Below are 21,402 nucleotides of genomic sequence, written 5' to 3'. Positions count from 1 at the left end.
GGTTTCGTAATTTAGTTTATTGAATAATATATAGATGGAGTTAGTGATGATTGATGAATATTTGATAAGTATGGTGAAATCACCACAATATGAAATGGCCGGAAAGATTATGGGTCTTTCGGTTAAACTAGGTATGGATCAAAGAGAAACAGCGGATTGTTTAGATATGAACTATGAGCACTTGCTTGATATTGAATCATCTGATTTGAATATCGATATTGAAGGATACAACGAGGTATATTCAAAATTACTTGAAATAGGTCGTACTACATTTATGGATAAAAATAGTTTGTAAACTGGTTTTGATCCGCCGAAGAGCACAAGCAATTCCACCTGTTGCGGGACCGTCTTCAGCCAAGGTCTGAAGACTCGATTTTGAGCTTTGCTTTCGCAAATCTCAGAATCGTCCATGGTGTAAGAACGGAAAAACACCGTTCTAACGCCATTGTCGCAACTGGTTCCATTACTTGTACTCCTTGGCTATTTTTTTGAATTAAATGATTCAACAAAAAATACCTTCAAAGTAAACAGATAAAATCTGTATACACTAGAAGGCATTTTTAAATTCATAAATATAGAGCCGGAGATATTGAGTAATGCAACCAGTTGTGCGCGTGGAGTTTTACTCCACGGACGAATTTCAAGATTTGCGGGGCAAAGCTTGAAATCGAGGCCCGAGACCAAGGCTCGGACCGGTCCCCACAACAGGTGGAATTACTCAATACCGTAGGCGGGAAAAACAATACTAGTTAGAAACTTTACCATCTGATTCTTGTACGGTTGTACGGCCAGCTGCATGGGCATTCTTAATGGCACGAATGATCTCACTGTCACTCCAAGCTGGAACATCCTTAACACCAGCATCAGTTAATTGTTGACGGGCTGTAGCAATGTCGGAATTAGTAATTGTACCGCCATCGTATTTTCTACTTTCTTTGTCAAAATCACCGTTAGCGGCTGGATTGTCGCTATCACTTGTGCCTGTAGCTGAATCATTGTTTGTAGTCGTAGAATCTGAACTGTTACTACTATTATTAGTAGAATCACTGTTAGATGTTGTAGCCTTAGCAGAACTCTTTGGCATGTCATCTAAGAGCTTTTTAGCTTGTTTGTAGATATCTGAGTAATATTTACCTTTGATTCCCTTAAAGCCGGTAATTTGTTTCAAGAGAGTAGTTGCTTGATCGATATTATCTGACTTGATCAAACTCTTGGCCGTCTTGATATTTATCTTAAAGTCAGAACGATTTTGCATGATCCTTTTGACTTGTTTCAAAAGTGTCTTGGCGCGATCAGTCATCTTAGAATTGCCATTAGATTGGTTTTTGGCTTTGTTCAATGACTTCTTGGCGTCTGAAAATTCACGCTTGTTCATTTGTTTCTTTGCGTTAACAAGATTCTGGGCCTGTTTCTTATATGCAGAAGACTTAGTAGTACTCTTTTCCTTATCAGCTGATTTGTAATATGTCAAAGCCTTGGAATAATCTTTCTTGTCCACGGCCTTATTACCTTTAGACATTTCTGTCTTATAGTCGTTACTATTATTATTGCTGCTGCTTGATGATGAATTAGAACAACCGACAACTAAAAAAGCTGCAATTGTTGCTACCATAAGCGTTAGTATTTTCTTCATAACTTAATTCCTCCATAGTAATACTGCCAAGATTATAACATGTTAAAAGAAATTGAAAAAAGTATTTCCGTTTTTGGTATCGTCACTCGTTATTATTTATGTAAGTTACTTAAGTCGGCCGACAAAGTTCCTTACCAAAAAAGAAAACGAGGTAGTTTTGATGGACTGGGAAAAAACATCTATTAACGTAACAATGACAAATGATAAGTATGCCAAGGGCAAAGTAGTCAGAAACTTCAATAACATCGTAGCCGATCCAACTAAGACTCAAATTGATCTATTAGTAGAAGGATTGATCATGTTATCTGATGGGGATGCCTTCTTAAAAGCTGAAGTTATCAAGCACGACGCAATGGTCACAGAATAAAATCAAAAAGGTGGAGTAAGCATATAATGAAGAGACTACAATTGAGTTTTAAAACAGCAGCAGGTAAGAAACATGATCTAGTATTGAATTACATCAAGGATGATCTTGATCCACTCGCGGTGAAAAGTGCCATGGACAAAATCACGGCCAGCAAGATTTTTGAAAAAGATACTGTCCAACTTTATTCAGAAGTCCTTAGTGCCAAGTATGTGGAACGCACTGAAACTGAAATTTTCAAAAAGAGCTTGGTTTAGCATTTTACTGAAAATAATTAAAATTTTTGTATGATATTACTTGAGCCTAATCCCGGAATCGTCTATTATGGGATTAGGCTCTTTTGATGGGACGAATGATTTGAGTGACCGACTTAACACATTTTCGGGTTAGAAATATTACAAACGTATTATTTTTAATACAAAAATGTTACAAAAGCCGGTAATTCTTATTTAAGAGTTGATTCAAAAGCCGGAGTTTCATATAATGATTGTCAGTGGGATAACCACTAACAAATTAAAAAAAATAAATTCTTGTAGTCCAGGGGAGGATTCACATTGAAAAAATCAATTAAATACGCTGGCGTGGCCGCAGCTACTTTATTAGCCGTTGCACCCGTTGCAGCACCAGTTTTAAGCTCATCAGTTACAACAGTTCAAGCTGCTGCTGACAAAGATACAACATCAACAGTACAAAATGCTGCATCTAGCTACCTAAATAATTTGAAATCAAGTACTACAGTAGCTGCTGCTGCTGATTTACCTGATTTATCAACATTATTAGCTACTGCTACAAATGGTACTGCTACAGTTCCTTTTAATACTTATTCAGATTCTGATGTTTATAAATTAAACACAGCCAATGCAACAAATGATGCTAACCTAAACTTAACAAACAATGTCTCAAATGTTACACTATCTGGCATTTCAGCCGTGACAACTGCTGGAGCAACTCGTTCAATTAGTAATAAAGCTGACTATGATAAGGCTGTTGCTGAAGGTCTTAAGTCAGTTACATTGACAGTTGGTATTGGTTCATTTGGTACTGAAGCTGGTGATGATGGCGTAACAACAATTACACCATCACCTGCTACAGCAACAGTTACGTATTCAGTTAAAGATGATACAACATCAACAGATACAATCAAGACAGGTGCTGTTTCATATGACAAATCATATGATGTAGACTTCGGTTCAAGCACCGTAGCTCCACAATATTCATCAACAACAAACTTTGCTGCTAAAGATGCTGATGGTAAGACTATCTCAGCTGCAAGTGCAACTCCAGATACAAATTATTACGCAACTAAGTATGATGCTCTTACTGCTTTAAATGGTGGAGCTCATAATGCCGTTACTCTTGATGGAACATTTGATAAGGCTGACACAACTTATTATCAAATAGTTAATGTTGCTGTGACTGGTGACTTAGCAACATTGTTAGATAATTATACGGACAAAACTACTAATGCTAATAATACATACAAAGTTACTGCAAATGATAGTGATTTAAGCTCACTTGTATCAAGTAAAGATGTTAAACTTGACGTAACATCTGCAACAACTGGATCAACAGCAACACCTGCAACAGCCACATTTAGCTATGTTCGTGCTATCAATGTTGGCTCTGAAGAAGCTGCTAACTGGACAGTTAAAGACGAATCAGGCGTTGTTACAACAAAGACTGACAAGACATATTACACAATGAAGAATGATGACAACAACACTATTTCAAACCGTGCTCTTGCTGCTAACACTTCATGGCAATATGATCAAACACGTACAGACAAAGATGGTAATGTTCAATATCGTGTATCAACACACGAATGGGTTCCTGCTGAAAGTGTTACTGTAAATGATAACAACGGTGGCGGAACAACTGATCCAGATGGCGCATTGACAGTTACAAATCTTGACACAAAGAAAGTTCTTAACTTGGCTACACCAGGTATGACATACTTCCTTTACAACAAAGATGGTAAGATGTCAGATACACGTGCTCTTGCTGGTGGTACATCATGGTTAGTTGACAAGACTGCTACTGATGCTGCTGGTAACACTTACTACGGTGTTTCAACAAACGAATTTGTTAAAGCCGGTGAAGGTGTTTCATTAGCTGACTAATTATTAGTCGCTTAAAAAAGACTTGCGTAAGCAGGTCTTTTTTTTTGCTCTGATTTTGTTCGGTAATAAATATATTTAATTATTATTGTTGCTCTTCAATTGGAGTAAGATGAATGTTATAAGCGACGAGAGGGTGATAATTTGAAGATCAAATATAAAACGGATAACTTGGTTTCTATTTCATTAGTAACTTTAAGTGGTTTGGTATTATTAGGTACCCATGAAACGATAGTTCATGCTGATACTACTTCAACGGATTCTGCACCAACTACTGAGTCTGTGGCAACTGATGGATCTGCCACAACTGCCAGTGGTGCCGTCACTTCTGGCGATAATTCTAGTACTCCAACCTCGAGTGATCCAACTAATTCTTCGGAATCAAATGGTAGTTCTAGTAGTTCGAGTGCTCCCATTCAAACTGGCACTGCAAATAATACGGATTCAATAAAGACAACCAATAATAATCCGGTGTCTTACTCATCTTCGGAGAATCCGGTACAAACTAATGCAACGACTAACTATCCTGATACAACGGCGATCCCAACAGATACTGCAGCAGATCATCAAGGTAAATTATCTGGTGATAATGGTAGTTCTTGGTATTTAGATAACGCGGGTACGCTTCACATTGGTGCTGGAACTGTCAGTGACCCAGTCTTTGATACTACAACTACAACGTGGTCCGGTTATAAATATGCTGATGATGTTACGAATGTTAACTTTGAAGATGGGGCGGTAGCTGATACTAATATGTCACGTTACTTTTACGGCATGTCTAATTTAAAAACGGCCGATGTTAGTAAATTAGATGTATCTAATACTACTGATTTTTCTTATATGTTTTCCCAAACCGAAAATCTTGAGAGTTTGGATCTATCAGGTTGGAAAATATCTGATGGTGTTGATTTTCAATCGTTTGTCGGTGGTAGTGGGATCAAGTCGTTGAATCTATCCGGATTAACGCTCAACGGTGCTAATTTGAACGGTGCATTTGGATTCGATTCATCATTAGAAAATATTGATTTAACGAATTTTTCTGCAACCGGTGTTACTGATGCTTACACTCTATTTAATATGGATTCTAGTTTAAAGAGTTTGGATTTAACTGGATTTACTTTAACATCAGCTGCAAATACAACTGGTATGCTGGCTTTATTAAGTGGATTGGCTAGTCTAAAGGTCAATAGTGACACGGTTTTAGCAAATACTGGTTTGAGTAATCCGACAGGATTTAAGGGCTGGACTGATGGGACTAACAGTTATACTTCTGACGATTTGAGTGCAGTATATGGTGCCGGAACGAGTAGTGATAGCGACGCTAGAAAGTCGACTACTTGGACTGTTACTAGTTCATCTAATGTCAACTACGTTATAAATTATTATGATGATGTCACTAATGATTTAGTTGGATCAATCAGCGGTAGTGGTCTAGAAGGTGGATCTGTTAGAATTAGTCCTAATTATCCGGGATATGAAACAACGGTTGATGAGAAAGTTTCATCGATCAATTTGCCTACTGCTGGTTTTGGTTTAACTGTGCCGGATCAGGTATATAAATATAACATTTCGCCGGTGGATTCAAGATGGGTCAAAATCACTGAAAGTGATAAAGGAGCAACCAATTCAACAGACAATCAAAATATTGAATTGGTGTATAACAATGACACTGGTAATTTGGTGAATATAGCTACAGCAAAGAGTAATTTAGAAGCCGATCGAACATTTGATTTAGCCGATAGTACGGTGGAATTTACAGTTAATGGTAATGATTTTAAAGGTAAATTATCTGATAAATCTTTAGCTGGATATACTATCGGACAACTTTTGCAGATGTTTACTACTGGGAAAGCTGATTCTGATGGGGTTCCGTTGGACATTCCGGCCGATACAACTAGAGAACAGTTAATTGATTACATGGTTCAGCTTTATGATAAGTATCTTATTTCAGTATCAGTTGGGTTGGTCTATGAACCTAAAGCTACGACTAATACGGGTGGTGATTCTAATCCATCTAAGACGGTATTAAAGGATCAAAACATTGCTACCACGACTAAGACTGTTAGTTTATATGATGAAAATGGTAAATTGGTCACGAATCGTGGTTTGGATATTAATACTGCCTGGCAAAGTGACGCTGAATATACTCTTGATGGTGTCTTATATTATCGTGTATCTGATAATGAGTATGCTAAAGCTAGCGATGTCTATGTTTATGTTGATTATCCTGGGATTATTCGAGTTTCTAATGGTCAAAAAGGTGATCTGGTCGACTATTTAGGTTGTAAGCTTGATCGTAAACTTGGCAGTTTGACTGATTGGAAGACTGATCGAATCGCTTTGATCAATGGTGGTCGATATTATCGAGTATCTACTGATGAATTTGTCGATGTTGATGAGGCTTATAATATTTAGAGTTTCATAATTGCTGATTATTAGATAATAAAAATAGCTACCTATTAAGTAGACATATTTAATTACTGTCTATTCAGAGGTAGCTATTTATGTATTCATATGACACTTTTGTTTGCAAAGTAGTTTTAACACGTAATGAATAATATTTGAAATATTAAATCCGACTTGTTTCCACTCATAACGTACAAAGGTCTCACAATATTGGCTCGTCTTCTTTAAGAAATTCTTTAGTATTACACATGTCATTGCTTCAAAAAATCATCAACATTACAATGGTAATCAGTGGGAGTAGGCCTATTTTAAAATTCCCAACAATTTCTTATATCTCGGAGGGAGATACTATGAAGAAAACTATTAAATATGCTGGAATTACGGCTGCTACTTTGTTAGCCGTTGCCCCAATTGTTGCTCCAGTTGTGAGTTCTGTAACGACAGTAAAGGCTGACACGGCAATATTGTCAGATGACGATGTTAATTCATATACCGCCATGTTTAAAAAAACGGCTACATATACACCTGCACAGGCGGCTAAATTTAGTGCTGATGATATCGATACAACAATCAAAGCCGGTACATTTTTGAAGAATGACTTTTTTAGTCAATTTTTAACTAGTCCTACATACACAGGAAACGCTAGTGATAGTAATTCTTCTGTAAAAGTTTTTGCTTCAGATGAAAACGATAGAATACTAAATGCTGCTGCGGTTGCTGATGCATTTAAGAATAATAAACCGGTCAAGTTTATTGCTGTTTTTAGCTACGTTGTAACAGGGGGTATACCAGTATCATGGAGTATTCCAATTAGTCTATCATCAGCAAATACGCAATCTTCAAATGTTAGTTCATTAACTGCTAAATTTACAACACCATATTCTGTAAATTATGGTTCAAAAACAGCTGATGCTAAGGCACAAACTTCATCAGATCTTTCATTAACAGATCAAAACGGTAATACTTTATTATCAAGTAATAATTATTCATTAGGTGGATTTTTCAATTCATATGCTGATGCACTAAATGGTAGTAATGCAGCTTCTGTTGGTTCAACCTTTACAACAACAGATGGTTCTTCAACGGAATACTATCAACCAGTCACAGTTACAGTTAGTGCTGATTCGGCTTTGGCTACTTATCTCAAAACTAACTCGAATAGTTCAACTTATACTGTAAATGGTTCATCAAAAACAACAACAGACAATGGTAAAGTTGGAACAGACACTGACGGTAACACAACGATCACATTTGTACGTACAGTAAAAGTTGGCGCACAAAGTGATACCGACTGGACTGTTAAAGATGTTAAAGGAATTGTTAAAACAAACAGTGACAAGGCCTACTACACATTACACAATGATGCTGATGAATTAGTTTCAAACCGTGCCTTGGACAAGAACTCATCATGGCAAACAGATAAAGTTCGTACAAATGCCGCGGGTGCTAAACAATATCGTGTATCAACTCATGAATGGATTCCTGAAGCCGATGTTAATTTTGAGGGCACAGATATTGATACAGGCTCAACATCTGATGGACTAACTATTACTAAGTTAGACAAGAACAAAATCGTCAATGTTTCAAGTTCTGGAATGGTTTACTTCTTATACAATTCTAAGGGTGTTAAGTCAGATACACGTGCTCTTGGTGGTGGCACATCATGGCAAGTAGATAAGACAGCAACCGATGCTGCTGGCAATACTTACTATGGCGTTTCAACTGACGAATTTGTCAAAGTTGGCGAAGGCGTTTCACTAGCTGAATAATATTCATAGATCTCTGTTTAAGAAATTCTTTAGTATTTCAAACTTCGTTGATTCAAAAAATGAGGACCAATATAATGGTAATTGGTGGGATTAGCCCTACTTAAATTCTCAAAATCTTTTTTTATCTCAGGGGGATAATATGAAAAAATCTATTAAATATGCTGGAATCGCAGCTGCCACTTTGTTAGCTGTTGCCCCAGTTGTTGCACCTGTTGTTAGTTCTACAACAACAGTACAGGCTGCAACTGCTACTTCAGCTGATGCAGACGCTTACGTTGCTGCATTCAAGAGTTCAGCAACTTACAATAAGGCTCAAGCTGCTCAATTCAATACTGCTGACTTCGATAAAAAAATCGGTGCAACTACTTTCTTATCAAATGACTTCTTCAAGAATTTCTTAAGTGGTAAAGATGCTGGTAGTCTTACTGATGATAATGCTAGCGTGAAGTTTACTGCTACTGATTCAAATAATAAGGAATTGGATGCTGCTGGTGTTCAAACTGCTTTAAATGGAGCCAAAGCAGTTAACTTTAATGTTGCCTTATCATACTTTACTGAGGGTACAAATACGACAACAAAGAACTTTACGATAGCTTTAACACCAACAAGTGATCAAACTTCAACGATCACTTCATTGGCTGCTAAATTTACAACACCTTATGATGTAAATTATGGTTCAAACACAGCTGACGCTAAGGCACAAAAATCAACTGATCTTTCATTAACAGATCAATCTGAAAAGGCCCTATTATCAGATACTAATGAAGTTAGTGAATACTCATTGGGTGGATTCTTTAACTCATATGCTGATGCATTAAATGGTGGTACTGCTGCTTCTGTTGGTTCAACTTTTACAACAACTGATGGTTCTTCAACTGAATATTACCAACCTATCACAGTTACAGTTAGTGCTGATTCAGCCTTAGGTGTTTATCTTAAAGCCAATTCTAACAGCTCAACTTATACTGTAAATGGTTCATCAAAGACAACAACTGACAATGGTAAAGTTGGAACAGACGCTGACGGTAATACAACACTTACATTTGTACGTACAGTAAATGTTGCTGCCCAAAGTGATTCTGACTGGACTGTTAAAGATGTTAAAGGAATTGTTAAGACAAACAGTGACAAAGCCTTCTATACATTACATAACGATGCCGACGAATTAGTTTCAAACCGTGCCTTGGACAAGAACTCATCATGGCAAACAGATAAAGTTCGTACAAATACTGCTGGTGACAAACAATACCGTGTATCAACACACGAATGGATCCCATCAACAGACGTTACTTTTGATGGTAGTGAAATTGATACAGGTACAACAGATCCAGCTGGCGCATTGACTGTTACTAAATTAGATAAGAACAAGATCATCAACGTTTCTACTTCAGGAATGGTTTACTTCTTGTACAATTCTAAAGGTGTTAAGTCAGATACACGTGCTCTTGGTGGTGGTACTTCATGGCAAGTAGATAAGACAGCAACTGATGCTGCTGGCAATACTTACTATGGCGTTTCAACTGACGAATTCGTTAAAGTTGGCGAAGGTGTTACTTTAGCTAACTAATTATTATTAATAGAGAGTGCCGACAAAACATGGTCAACTTTCGAGTATTAAGGTAAAGAGACAATGTGATCCGATTTTGGATTACATTGTCTCTTTGTTTTAAGCGGAAAAAGTTAGATGTTTGTCGCATGTTTAAGACACAGCTTCTTTTTGTTATTATTAAGATATTAAATATTTTTTACGGGGAGAAAGAATATGAGGAAGTCAATTAAATATGCAGGTATTGCTGCAGCAACGCTGTTGGCGGTTGCACCGATTGCGGCACCTGTTTTTAACTTGGATCCTACAACTGTTAAGGCGGATACCACGCCAAGTGATGATGAGATAAAAACTGCTATAAATGATTTGGCAAGTACATTGCAGAGTAAAGCATATAAAAATGATGCCAGTGATCCGTTTCCTAATTTGACGTATGATAATGCAAATCCTGGGGAACATGTCAGTGGTACATTTTCTGCAGATCCTTCTTTTAGTGGTGGGGCAGGTGCTACGGCAGCAGCATTTATCAATGACACCGCTAGCAACTATTCTAGTTATATTCTCCATGGAATGGACACTAGTTCATTAACATCTGCTGATAAAGATGTATTATCAAATAATAATGTTGCCGGAAATATCAAAGTTGTTACTCAAGTAGAGGATAGTAACGGAAATCTGATAAGTATTCCTAATGGTTCATTATCTCCTGAATTTTTTAATTTCTTAGATACCATAAAAAATATTCGTGATAACGGTGGGGCTCTGAAACTTACTACTACGATCAGTTACAAAGATGTAAATAAAGCTGTTAAATATACGTTAACCAATAAAAAAATAGTATCCGCCAATGTGGATCAAGTTAAGGATGCAGTCAAAGACTTTGAAGGGCAGTTACACGATGTAACTTTAAAAAATGGTAATAATCGCAATTTGGCAGCGGACATGCTTTATAATTATCCCGCCACTTTAACCGGTTTCTCTAGTCAGAGGGTATTTAGAGGCTTTTATAATGATCCAGCAGGTCAAAATGCAAAATTCAGTAGTTATGATTTGTTTAAGTCATTGGCATCACTTGGAGTTTCACTAGGTGATATTTCTGCAACATCACAAAAGGCTTTCTTGGATAATAATATAAATATTGTGGTTACTGCTAAAGATCAAAATGGAAAAGTTATTGATACTACAAAGTCATTAAATGATATAACTACTGATATCAAACAGGGATTCAAGTTAGATTTCAGTTTTCAATATCCTGATACAAACGGAAATATTCAAACTATTGATGATAATAAAGAAGTAACTTTTGCACCAGAACCTGAACTTACCAATGTTAAGGCTACTTATGACGATGCAATTCATGTAAAAGATGGCTCACAAGTTAGTGATGCATCAGATCCCAATTTTACATTTGAGGATTCAAATGGTACTAAGACCCCTATTAGTTCTACACTGTACGAGTCAGCATTTTATGCTAACTCTGATGACGCGTGGAATGAAATAGTTACTAACAGTGGTAATAACCAGATTGATGTTGGTGATAAATTTGATGCCAGTAAAGGAACAGAATATTACCAAATTATGAAGGCAAGTTTCAGTGGCCTTGAATTTAATAGTCCTATAAGAACCTTTATGAATAACTGGGTGGAAGATAGCAATTGGTCAGAGGGGGAGCCTGTTACTTATAAGTTAAATATTAATGGAAAGACAATGCCTCAATTTGAAAATTCTGCTAATCCAAATGACCCGACGCAAACATATGTCAACAGTCAAATGATTCTCTATATTCGTAAAGTTATTGTAGATAAAACTGCTTCTAACAACAGTGGATCAAACAGTGCGGTTCAATCAATTTCCGGTATCGTAACGACACATACTGACAAGGATCATTATGCTTTATACAACGATAAGAACGACAAAGTAGATAATCGCGCATTAATTAATGACTCGTCTTGGCAAGTTGATGGCGTTAGAAACATTAATGGTGTCAAACAATATCGGGTTTCAGCACATGAATGGGTCAATGCTTCTGATGTTGATTTTATTGAGAATGGTGAAGTTGTCGAGGGAATGACTGTTAAGAAACTTAATACTCCTAAAGAAATAAATTTGGCTACAAATCATAAAATTTATAACTTGCAGAATTCCAAACAGAAAGTTTCTAGTGTCCGTGCTTTGGCTGGTGGAACTAGTTGGTTAGTTGATAAGATCGGGACCGACGTGCATGGTGGAATTTATTACGGAGTTTCAACTGATGAATTCGTTAAGGCCAGCGATGGTGTTAATGTAGTTAAATAGTATAAAATTAAAGACTCTAAAATGGGTCTTTTTTTGGTTGCCCTAAATAGTTATGTTTACTATACTTTGTTTATGAATGCATAGCGCTTACATTTTAGGGGGATAAACATGAGAAAATCGGTCAAATATATGGGAGTAGTATCGGCAATTTTATTAACAGCGCCATTAATTGCACCCATTATTCCAAATACAACGGTACAGGCTCAGAGTTCTGATGATCCTAATTATCAAAACATCATTGATAATATAAATGTTTCAAAACTTAATAGTATTGCGAATGAGGTGAAGACTAACCTTAAATCTTATAATATTAGAAATGATTATTATCCAAATTTGCAGGATATATTTTCAGGTAGTCTAGATATTTCTGAAATGTTGGGTGTAGATAAGGGAAGCTTCACTTTGGATTACCAAGGCTTTAGTGATTTATTTGACAGAAAAAAGTTGGTATCAGATTCTAGCAGTAAATATCTGCAAGATAATTTGATATTTTTTGCTATAAAAATCTATGATAGTGATAATAATCAGATTACTGATGAGGCCGGAATCAAAAAGTTACAAGATAATAAAAGTCCCTTTAAACTCAGTATAGATTTAATTTATCTTACTAAATTTGAAGAAAATGGTGATAATGATCCGATTTTAGAAACGGGTGAACCTATTGAAGCGTCACAAAATGTACCTGTCAATGTTTCGGAAGAAAAAGCCTCATCTGCTAATTTTAAATACAAGGATAAAATTACTGTTAAAGAAGGAACTCCACTTAGTGAGTTAAATAATGTGGAATCCATTGATCCGCATATGATAGATACTAGTGCTAATTCACCATTTAACGGATATGATATTAATGCTACGTATGAGTTTAACAAAATTGTTGGGCTTTACTATTATTTATCTAAAAAAACAGCTAGATATTCTTCTGGGAATTTTTCAGATTATTCTAAAACTAATCCGGATTATGATAGTGAGTTTATGGGATCTCCCGAGGCAACTCCTGAAGGCGTGGACATGGGAGATACTATCACTACTAAATATGGGACCAAATATTATAGAATGATTCAATTGGATATTAAAAATTTTACAACCGAACAAGCGGGACAAATAGTTGGCGACAACATATCATACCTATTTGGTAATAAGGATAAACCGGATACAGAACTCTTTGTAAATGGTGTCAATGTTAAGACATTAGATTATAATTTAGAAATAAGTTTAAGTGGCAGAGAAATGGATTTAATGCAGGAGATTGATGTTGTTCCTAATAAGGACTCAAGCAATCAAAATAATAATGATGTTGAAGAAATAACTGGTATCGTAACAACTCATACCGACCAAAAGAGTTACGCCTTGTACAATGACGATAATGTCAAAATAGATAATCGTGCCTTAATGGCAAACTCATCTTGGCAAGTTGATGGCGTTAGAACTGTTAAGGGAATCAAACAATATCGTGTTTCGACACATGAATGGGTCAATGCCTCTGATGTTGACTTCGTTAGTAATGGTGAAGTTACAGAAGGTATGACAGTCACTAAACTAGATGATCCAATGCAGATCAACTTGGCAAGTCACCATGATCGTTATGGATTACAAAATTCAAAACGCGAGAATTCTAAGACCCGTGCTTTGGCTGGTGGAACTAGTTGGTTAGTTGATAAGATCGGGACCGACATGCATGGTGGAATCTATTACGGAGTCTCAACGGATGAATTCGTTAAGGCCGGCGATGGGGTTAATATTGTTAAATAATCGATGAAAGATATTCATGTAAAAATGGATATCTTTTTCATTTATATGAGATTATAATAATCTTCATAAGAGAGCGGGGAATCAATATGAAAAAATCAATTCAGTATGCAGGGATAGCAGCAGCGACACTGTTGGCAGTTTCTCCAATTGGTGTGGTATTGTTAGATCCAATAACTACAGTTCGGGCCGATATTACAGCTCTTGATAGTGCAGATATGCAGAGCTATGCAAAAGAAATGGGCGATACTTTAGAAGGTCAAAAGCTTCAGTATGACTTTAATAAATATGCCAGTGTTCAAAAAACTCTAGACGATGGCTATACATTGGCAACAAGTAAGAATCTAACCGATGGGTCAATTTTACTATCGCCTAGAGCAAGCATGTATAATTTGGGAGGAGCCATACCTTTAAAAAGAAGTACAGTAAATGATATGGTAAATAAATTAGGTGATGGATCAGTTTACTATACCTTGAAAATTTTTGATCCTGATGATAATCAAGTTAAAACTGCAACTGATTTAGATAATGCTATTAAAAATGATAATTCATTAAAAAATTATAAAGTTGATATTGGACTGGCATATGCCAATGATACCTCAGGGACCAACTTTACAGAATTAAGTGGGGCAAAGGGACTAGGTATTATTGATTTGAGTGATATAACATCAGCAAATCTGGAATTGGGTCCAAGTGAGATCACTGTCAAGCAAGGCAGTTCGGTCGATGATATTTATGGAACTAATTTTAGTGCCACTGTTGTCGATAATAATGGTGTTCAAATTGGTAAATCGATTGATAGTATGGCTAATGATTATTATGCAAGTTTTGAAGATGCTAATCATGCTATAGATGCAGTTGGTCGATCTAATGGATCAGTTATCACTCCAGATCCTGTAGATGTAGGGGATACTTTTAAAACTCCAGGAACCTATTATCGAGATGTTAGCATAATAATTGGTGGAGCAGCGGACCAATACATGATTAATTATGTTAGTGAGCAGCCTGGGGCAGGAGACCTGACAGTTAATGGGGTAGCTGCTTCAAAGGACCGAGTTGTAAACTCTGATCAGGATTACTTTTTAGGTAGTGGTGACGGATATGATTATATCCAAAAAGTTATCGTAACGCCTAGCAGTAATACTGGAAGTTCAACTAGTAATAGTATCTCGGGAATAGCCACTACTCATACTGACCAAAAGAGTTACGCCTTGTATAATGACGATAATGTCAAAATAGATAATCGTGCATTAATGACAAACTCGTCTTGGCAAGTTGATGGCGTTAGAACTGTTAAGGGAATCAAACAATATCGTGTTTCGACACATGAATGGGTCAATGCCTCTGATGTTGATTTTATTGAGAATGGCTCAATTAATGAAGAGATGTCCGTTAAGAAACTCGATACCCCTAAAGAAATAAGTTTAGCTACAAATCATAAAATTTATAATCTTCAAAACTCTAAACGTGTGGTTTCCACCACACGTGCTTTGGCCGGAGGGACCAGTTGGTTAGTTGATAAGATTGGGACCGACATGCATGGTGGGATCTATTACGGAGTTTCAACGGATGAGTTTGTTAAGGTTAGTGATGGGGTTAATATTGTTAAATAATCGATGAAAGATATTCATGTAAAAATGGATATCTTTTTCATTTATATGAGATTATAATAATCTTCATAAGAGAGTGGGGAATCAATATGAAAAAATCAATTCAATATGCAGGGATAGCAGCAGCGACACTGTTGGCAGTTTCTCCAATTGGTGTGGTATTGTTAGATCCAATAACTACAGTTCGGGCCGATATTACGGCTCCTGATAGTACAGATATGCAGAGTTATGCAAAAGAAATGGGCGATACTTTAGAAGGTCAAAAACTTCAGTATGACTTTAATAAATATACCGGTATTCAAAAGGGTCTAGATGATGGCTATGCATTGGCAACAAGTAAGAATATAACCGATGGGTCAATTTTAATATCACCTAAGGGTACAACTATGTTTAACTTTTCACGTTTATTGGGAAACGCTACACCTTCAAAAGTTAAGACAAAGGTTGCAATAAAAAACCTAGACGATGGGTCAGTTTACTATACCTTGAAAATTTTTGATCCGGATGGTAATCAAGTTAAAACCGCAACTGATTTAGATAATGCTATTAAAAATGATAATTTATTAAAAAATTATAAGGTTGATATGGGACTGGCATATGCTAATGATACCTCAGGGACCAGCTTTACAGAATTAAGTGGAGCAAAGGGACTAGATATTGTTGATTTTAGTGATATAGCATCAGCAAATCTAGAATTGGGTCCAAGTGAGATCACTGTTAAGCAAGGAAGTTCGGTCGCCGATATTGATGGAACTAATTTTGGTGCCACCGTTGTCGATAATAATGGTGTTCAAATTGGGAAATCGACTGAGAGTACAACGTATAATTATTATGCAAGTTTTGAAGATGCTAATAATGCTATAAATATTGATCTACCTTCTGGAACCGCTATCACTCCAGATCCTGTAGATGTAGGGAATACGTTTAATACTCCAGGGACCTATTACCGAGACGTTGGCATAACAATGAGTGGAGCAGCGGACCAATACATGATTAATTATGTTAATGAGCAGCCAGGTGTAGGAGACCTAACAGTTAATGGTGTAGCCGCTTCAAAGGAGGTCGTAAACCCTGGTCAGGATTACTATTTAGGTGGTAGTAACGGATATGATTATATTCAAAAAGTTATCGTAACACCTAGTGGCAATACTGGAAGTTCAACTAGTAATACTGGAAGTGAAACTAATAATAGTATCTCTGGAATAGCCACTACTCATACTGATCAAAAGAGCTACGCCTTGTACAATGATGATAATGTCAAAATAGATAATCGTGCATTAATGGCAAACTCATCTTGGCAAGTTGATGGCATTAGAACTGTTAAGGGAGTCAAACAATATCGTGTTTCAACACATGAATGGGTCAATGCCTCTGATGTTGATTTTATTGAGAATGGCTCAATTAATGAAGAGATGTCCGTTAAGAAACTTGATACCCCTAAAGAAATAAGTTTGGCTACAAATCATAAAATTTATAATCTTCAAAGCTCTAAACGTGTGGTTTCAACCACACGTGCTTTAGCCGGTGGAACTAGCTGGTTAGTTGATAAGATCGGGACCGACATGCATGGTGGAATCTATTACGGAGTTTCAACTGATGAATTTGTTAAGGCTAGTGATGGTGTTAATGTTGTTAAATAAATTTTATTTAGTTGATCAGTATTCGGACTAGAATTTCTATTTTGAAATTTAGAAAATCTTTACTACGGGATTATGCTTGTAGCCAATTTTAAATGATAAAACACGATAATTCTTAGAAAGGGATATCGTGTTTTTGTTTGAGCAAATAACTTGTAAACCGGTATATAGGTCTGTCTTGTGTAAATAACAAGTAATAAATTACTATTAAATTAAGAACAAAATTCAAATTTGGAGGAAAGACATATGAAAACGACGATGAAATATGCAGGAATCGCCGCAATGACCTTGGTTGCCTTATCCCCCGTAATTTCGGTGGTTACACCGTTTAATATGGTTACTGTTGTGCAGGCGGAGAATGAAGAAATTTTTGATAAAGTAGATATACAGTTCCCTTCAGAAATATATGTTGAAGAGGGGAGCAAAGTAAAAGAAATTTTAAATGTTGATGATTCTAATTTGTACGGCAGAATTGTAGATGTTAATAACCCTCAATATTCAATAGAAGCAAATAAGTTTGGATTGTGGGCTCCATATAATAAAATTTATCTAACTGATTATATAAGTTCTAATGCGTGGAAAGACTTAGGAGTTGATGATACGTTTACTTTAGAATATGGTCCAGTAATTTATAGAATGTATCAAATGTATTTTGAGCCTAACGCTTTATTTAAAAAGTTTTTTAGTTTGGGAAGTCACGATATTACTACAAATGGGATTTCTGGAGGACATTATCATATACGATATGGTGATGGACGCGTAGAGGTAGCTCAGAAAATAGTTATTGGACAAGATCCGGATGAAAAAGAAAATGAAAACAATGAAAATACTACTCCTCCAAAACCAGAGGTAATCTCAGGTACGGTAACAACACATTCCGACAAATCTAAATACAGTATCTATGATGACAACAATTCTGATGCTGAACACAGATCTTTAGGCGCAAATTCATCATGGAGAACGGATAGGGTTAGAACTATTGATGGTATAAAACAGTATCGTGTTTCAACGCATGGTTGGGTAAATGCATCTGATGTAACTTATATTCCCGACGGGGAAATGAATTCGAAGTTAATTGTTACTAAACTAAATACACCAATTGAGATTCATGTGTCAGATGAGCATCCTCATCATTCTCTTCAAAATGTAGACAGAGAATTCATTACACATCGTGCGTTAGATGCTGGAACGAACTGGATGGTTGATAAAATCGGAACGGATACTCATGGTCGTATTTACTACGGCGTATCGACTAATGAGTTTATCCACAACAGTTATGGTGTATCAGTTGTTAAATAAATCAAAAAGATGCCAATAAGGCATCTTTTTTGCTATGGGTATATAATTCATTTGCTATATAATGAGATCATAGAGGGTATTTCAAGATACTCTGGATAATGGATATAATTTCTACAGGCAAGAATTTAACGATGGATTAACAGTAGTGAAATAATTTTAGGGAGAATTACGACATGAAGAAAATAGTTAAGTTAACAGGGATAACTACGGCCGTTTTAATGATCACTGCTCCAATTTTTACAACAATGATTGATCCAATAACAACCGTTAAGGCCGATGATCCTGGACCGGATTATCAAGCAATTATTGATAATATTGATCCTACAAAATTACAAAGCATTGCTGATGAAATTAAAGCAAATATTCAAGAACCAGCATTTAGAAATTTTGACAAAGATTCTGTTGTATTCAACTTATTAGGCTATGGTTTCGATATGGGACCTGTAATTGGTATAACTGATGGTGGTTCAGTTTTACCCTATAGTCAGCTTTCTTCAAATGTTGGAGGACTATTAGATACAGGTATTTTTGAAAATGGACAGCACTTGTCTGAAGCCGATGGTAAGTATTTGGATGATAATATAGTTTTATTTGACATGAAAATATATGATGCCAATGGCACTCAAATAACTACACTTGACAACTTGAATGCACTACAGGATTCTGATTTAAAAGTTGATATTGATATGAAGTATATGACAGGTTATGTTGATAACAAACCAATTTTTGACGGATCTATTCCAGTTATTAAAGATACAAAAGTGTCTTATAATACTTCTAAGGTAGCGACATCTAAGTTAGAATATCAAAAAGATATCACCGTCAAAGCGGGAACGGCAGCGTCTGATATTCGAAGTTCTGATTACGGAAATGCTAAGTTGATTGATACGACCGCTGGATCTGATATGGAAAATACTACTATTGGTAGTACCAGAACTGCTACTTCTGATGGAATGTTTTTCAGTGATGAAGCGTCTGCAGAACAACATTTGAACGGTTCAACAACTGGTCAGGTAGACGCCGGTGATCCTCTTTTGGCAGGTACTTATTACCGTGTAGTTAATGCCAATTTAATTGGTTTGGCAATGGGTGTAATTGTTGATGGTGATGGTTTGACTGTTGATGGTGATGCGGTACAGTATAAGCTTCCTACTTCTAATGCTGGTTCGACATTTGACTTTGTTCAAAAAGTTACAGTTACACCTAAAAATAGTGGTAATACTGATACAACTTCAGGAATAGCTACAACGCACAACGATAAAATTAACTATTCACTCTATAATGATAATAATGAAAAAGTTGATAATAGAGCTTTGGCACCAGTTTCATCTTGGAAAGTCGATAAAGCAAGGACTATTAATGGCGTAAAGCAATATCGAGTTTCAACACATGAATGGGTCAACGCTTCAGATGTTGATTTTGTTTCTGGTGGTTCGATCTCTGATGGTTTGACTATTAAGAAATTAGATACAGCCAAGGAAATAAGTTTGAGTACTGATCACAATATCTACAATCTAGAAAATTCTAAACAAGAAGTTTCAACAACTCGAGCACTAGCTGGAGGAACCAACTGGTTAGTTGACAAAATTGGAACTGATTCCCATGGCGGGATTTATTACGGCGTTTCGACCGACGAGTTTGTTAAAGCTAGCGATGGAGTTAGTGTCGTTAAATAGCATTTGCACTTATTTCAAACGCCGGCTAAATAATAAAGACGTAGCACGACAATCCTTATTGATTGTCGTGTTTTTTTTTGAGCTTTGAACTTGGTATTAGTAAATAATTATCAAAAGTATTAGTATTTTTATTGCATAACTTTCTCCAGTCAGGTAGTATTTAATTAAGGACATAACCAAGGAGGGACCAAGCATGAGAAATAAAATAAAATACGCAGGAATAACTGCGGTAGTTTTACTCACAGCAGCCCCTATGATTACGTCTTCACTTAATTCGACAACAATTAAAGGAAGCTCAGTCGTAGACGCTAATGTAAGTAATGTGAATAATAGTAGAGTAGATGTATCAGAGATTCAATCTGCCGATTTACAATATCCAACTGAAATCACAGTTGAAGAAGGTAGCCTAGTTAGCAATATTGATAATAATTTTTCGGGATATCAATTAGTAAGTAGTGAAGAAGGTAGCAAAGGTACACTAATTGGTACAGCAAAAAATGTAGAAACGGGTACACTATATGATGGTAAGGAATATTATTCTGATCCAGATTTAAAAAATGGGATTGAACTAGGAGATACTTTTACATCGGAACATTCAACTTTATATAGATATGTGGTTATTCAATTTGATGATCTAGCGGGAAATTTTCTAGAAAGGATTAGTAATGGTGGTGCAGGTGGTATATATGAAGGATTGACTGTAAATAATTCTGATCAGGATCTTAGTATATATTTAGTTTCAGACAGTGCCATGGACAAGCAAAAAATCAACGTAGTGCCACCTACACCAGTGACCCCACCTGTAGAAACTCCAAAGGAAATTTCAGGGGTAGCGATAGTAAACCATGATAATTCTTTCTATCACTTATATAATGAAAATAACGAGCAGATCGATCATAGAGCCCTATCTGCTAATTCACATTGGCAAGTTGATCAAGTAAGAACGATCGATGGTGAAAAACAATATCGTGTTTCAACAAATGAGTGGATCAAGGCAGAAAATGTATCTTTCATTGAAAATGCCGAAGTGGCTCATGAGTTAACAATCACACCGTTATCAGAAACACAACAAATTGATTTATCCGATGGAAGTCACCATAAACTATACAATTCTGATTTAGAAGTTTCGGATGTTCGCGCCTTATCAGGTGGAACAAGTTGGATAGTTGATAAAATTGGAAGAGACGCTCACGGTGGAGTTTACTATGGTGTTTCAAATAATGAATTCGTCAAAGCTGGCGATGGTGTAACTTTAATTAAGTAAATAAATGGCAGGTCTAACGCAAGTGGACCTGTTTTTTTTT

15 protein-coding genes are annotated in these 21,402 nt (G+C 36.2%); 14 read left to right on the top strand and 1 reads right to left on the bottom strand.

The features are described 5' to 3' along the window. Nucleotides 1–46 precede the first annotated feature (46 nt). Complete coding sequence (locus EKM64_RS07965) at nt 47–295, top strand: hypothetical protein (protein ID WP_125677394.1); 249 nt, start codon at nt 47–49, stop codon at nt 293–295. Nucleotides 296–745: 450 nt separating this feature from the next. Here the strand turns inward: EKM64_RS07965 and EKM64_RS07960 are convergent, their stop codons facing one another. Beyond that, nucleotides 746–1,633, bottom strand: coding sequence for an outer membrane protein assembly factor BamD (locus EKM64_RS07960; protein ID WP_125677392.1), 888 nt, complete (start codon nt 1,631–1,633; stop codon nt 746–748). A 160-nt stretch (nt 1,634–1,793) separates the two neighbouring features. Here EKM64_RS07960 and EKM64_RS07955 point away from each other — a divergent pair, with 160 nt between their 5' ends. From EKM64_RS07955 to EKM64_RS07895, 13 genes are all read left to right on the top strand, one after another. After that, on the top strand, nt 1,794–2,000 hold the full coding sequence (locus EKM64_RS07955; protein WP_125677390.1) for a hypothetical protein: 207 nt from the start codon (nt 1,794–1,796) through the stop codon (nt 1,998–2,000). A gap of 26 nt (nt 2,001–2,026) precedes the next feature. Then, nucleotides 2,027–2,254 (top strand): DUF2922 domain-containing protein, encoded by a 228-nt coding sequence (locus EKM64_RS07950; protein ID WP_125677388.1) that lies wholly within the window; start codon nt 2,027–2,029, stop codon nt 2,252–2,254. Between the two features lie 297 nt (nt 2,255–2,551). Next, on the top strand, nt 2,552–4,117 hold the full coding sequence (locus EKM64_RS07945) for a hypothetical protein (RefSeq protein WP_125677386.1): 1,566 nt from the start codon (nt 2,552–2,554) through the stop codon (nt 4,115–4,117). A 141-nt stretch (nt 4,118–4,258) separates the two neighbouring features. Continuing rightward, nucleotides 4,259–6,529: a BspA family leucine-rich repeat surface protein gene (locus EKM64_RS07940; protein ID WP_125677384.1), complete on the top strand. Its 2,271-nt coding sequence runs from the start codon at nt 4,259–4,261 to the stop codon at nt 6,527–6,529. Nucleotides 6,530–6,870: 341 nt separating this feature from the next. Beyond that, a complete protein-coding gene (locus tag EKM64_RS07935) occupies nt 6,871–8,289 on the top strand; it encodes a hypothetical protein (protein ID WP_125677382.1) in 1,419 nt (472 codons plus the stop codon). 139 nt (nt 8,290–8,428) lie between these two features. Next, the gene (locus EKM64_RS07930) at nt 8,429–9,856 is read left to right on the top strand and encodes a hypothetical protein (protein ID WP_125677380.1); all 1,428 of its coding nucleotides are present in this window, start codon (nt 8,429–8,431) and stop codon (nt 9,854–9,856) included. Nucleotides 9,857–10,051: 195 nt separating this feature from the next. After that, entirely contained in the window at nt 10,052–12,130 is a 2,079-nt protein-coding gene (locus EKM64_RS07925) for a hypothetical protein (protein WP_125677378.1), read from the top strand. A 108-nt stretch (nt 12,131–12,238) separates the two neighbouring features. Continuing rightward, nucleotides 12,239–13,879 (top strand): hypothetical protein, encoded by a 1,641-nt coding sequence (locus tag EKM64_RS07920; protein ID WP_125677376.1) that lies wholly within the window; start codon nt 12,239–12,241, stop codon nt 13,877–13,879. An 86-nt stretch (nt 13,880–13,965) separates the two neighbouring features. After that, on the top strand, nt 13,966–15,489 hold the full coding sequence (locus EKM64_RS07915; protein ID WP_125677374.1) for a hypothetical protein: 1,524 nt from the start codon (nt 13,966–13,968) through the stop codon (nt 15,487–15,489). Between the two features lie 86 nt (nt 15,490–15,575). Next, the gene (locus tag EKM64_RS07910; RefSeq protein WP_125677372.1) at nt 15,576–17,126 is read left to right on the top strand and encodes a hypothetical protein; all 1,551 of its coding nucleotides are present in this window, start codon (nt 15,576–15,578) and stop codon (nt 17,124–17,126) included. A 243-nt stretch (nt 17,127–17,369) separates the two neighbouring features. Then, entirely contained in the window at nt 17,370–18,422 is a 1,053-nt protein-coding gene (locus EKM64_RS07905; RefSeq protein ID WP_125677370.1) for a hypothetical protein, read from the top strand. 173 nt (nt 18,423–18,595) lie between these two features. After that, nucleotides 18,596–20,098, top strand: coding sequence for a hypothetical protein (locus EKM64_RS07900; protein WP_125677368.1), 1,503 nt, complete (start codon nt 18,596–18,598; stop codon nt 20,096–20,098). A gap of 193 nt (nt 20,099–20,291) precedes the next feature. After that, a complete protein-coding gene (locus EKM64_RS07895; RefSeq protein ID WP_125677366.1) occupies nt 20,292–21,362 on the top strand; it encodes an SLAP domain-containing protein in 1,071 nt (356 codons plus the stop codon). Nucleotides 21,363–21,402 lie beyond the last annotated feature (40 nt).

The organism is Companilactobacillus keshanensis (assembly GCF_003946205.1).
In the GTDB taxonomy this organism is placed as follows: domain Bacteria; phylum Bacillota; class Bacilli; order Lactobacillales; family Lactobacillaceae; genus Companilactobacillus; species Companilactobacillus keshanensis.
The sequence above is the reverse complement of the archived record's forward strand: the minus strand, read 5'-3'. Positions and strand labels throughout refer to the sequence as shown.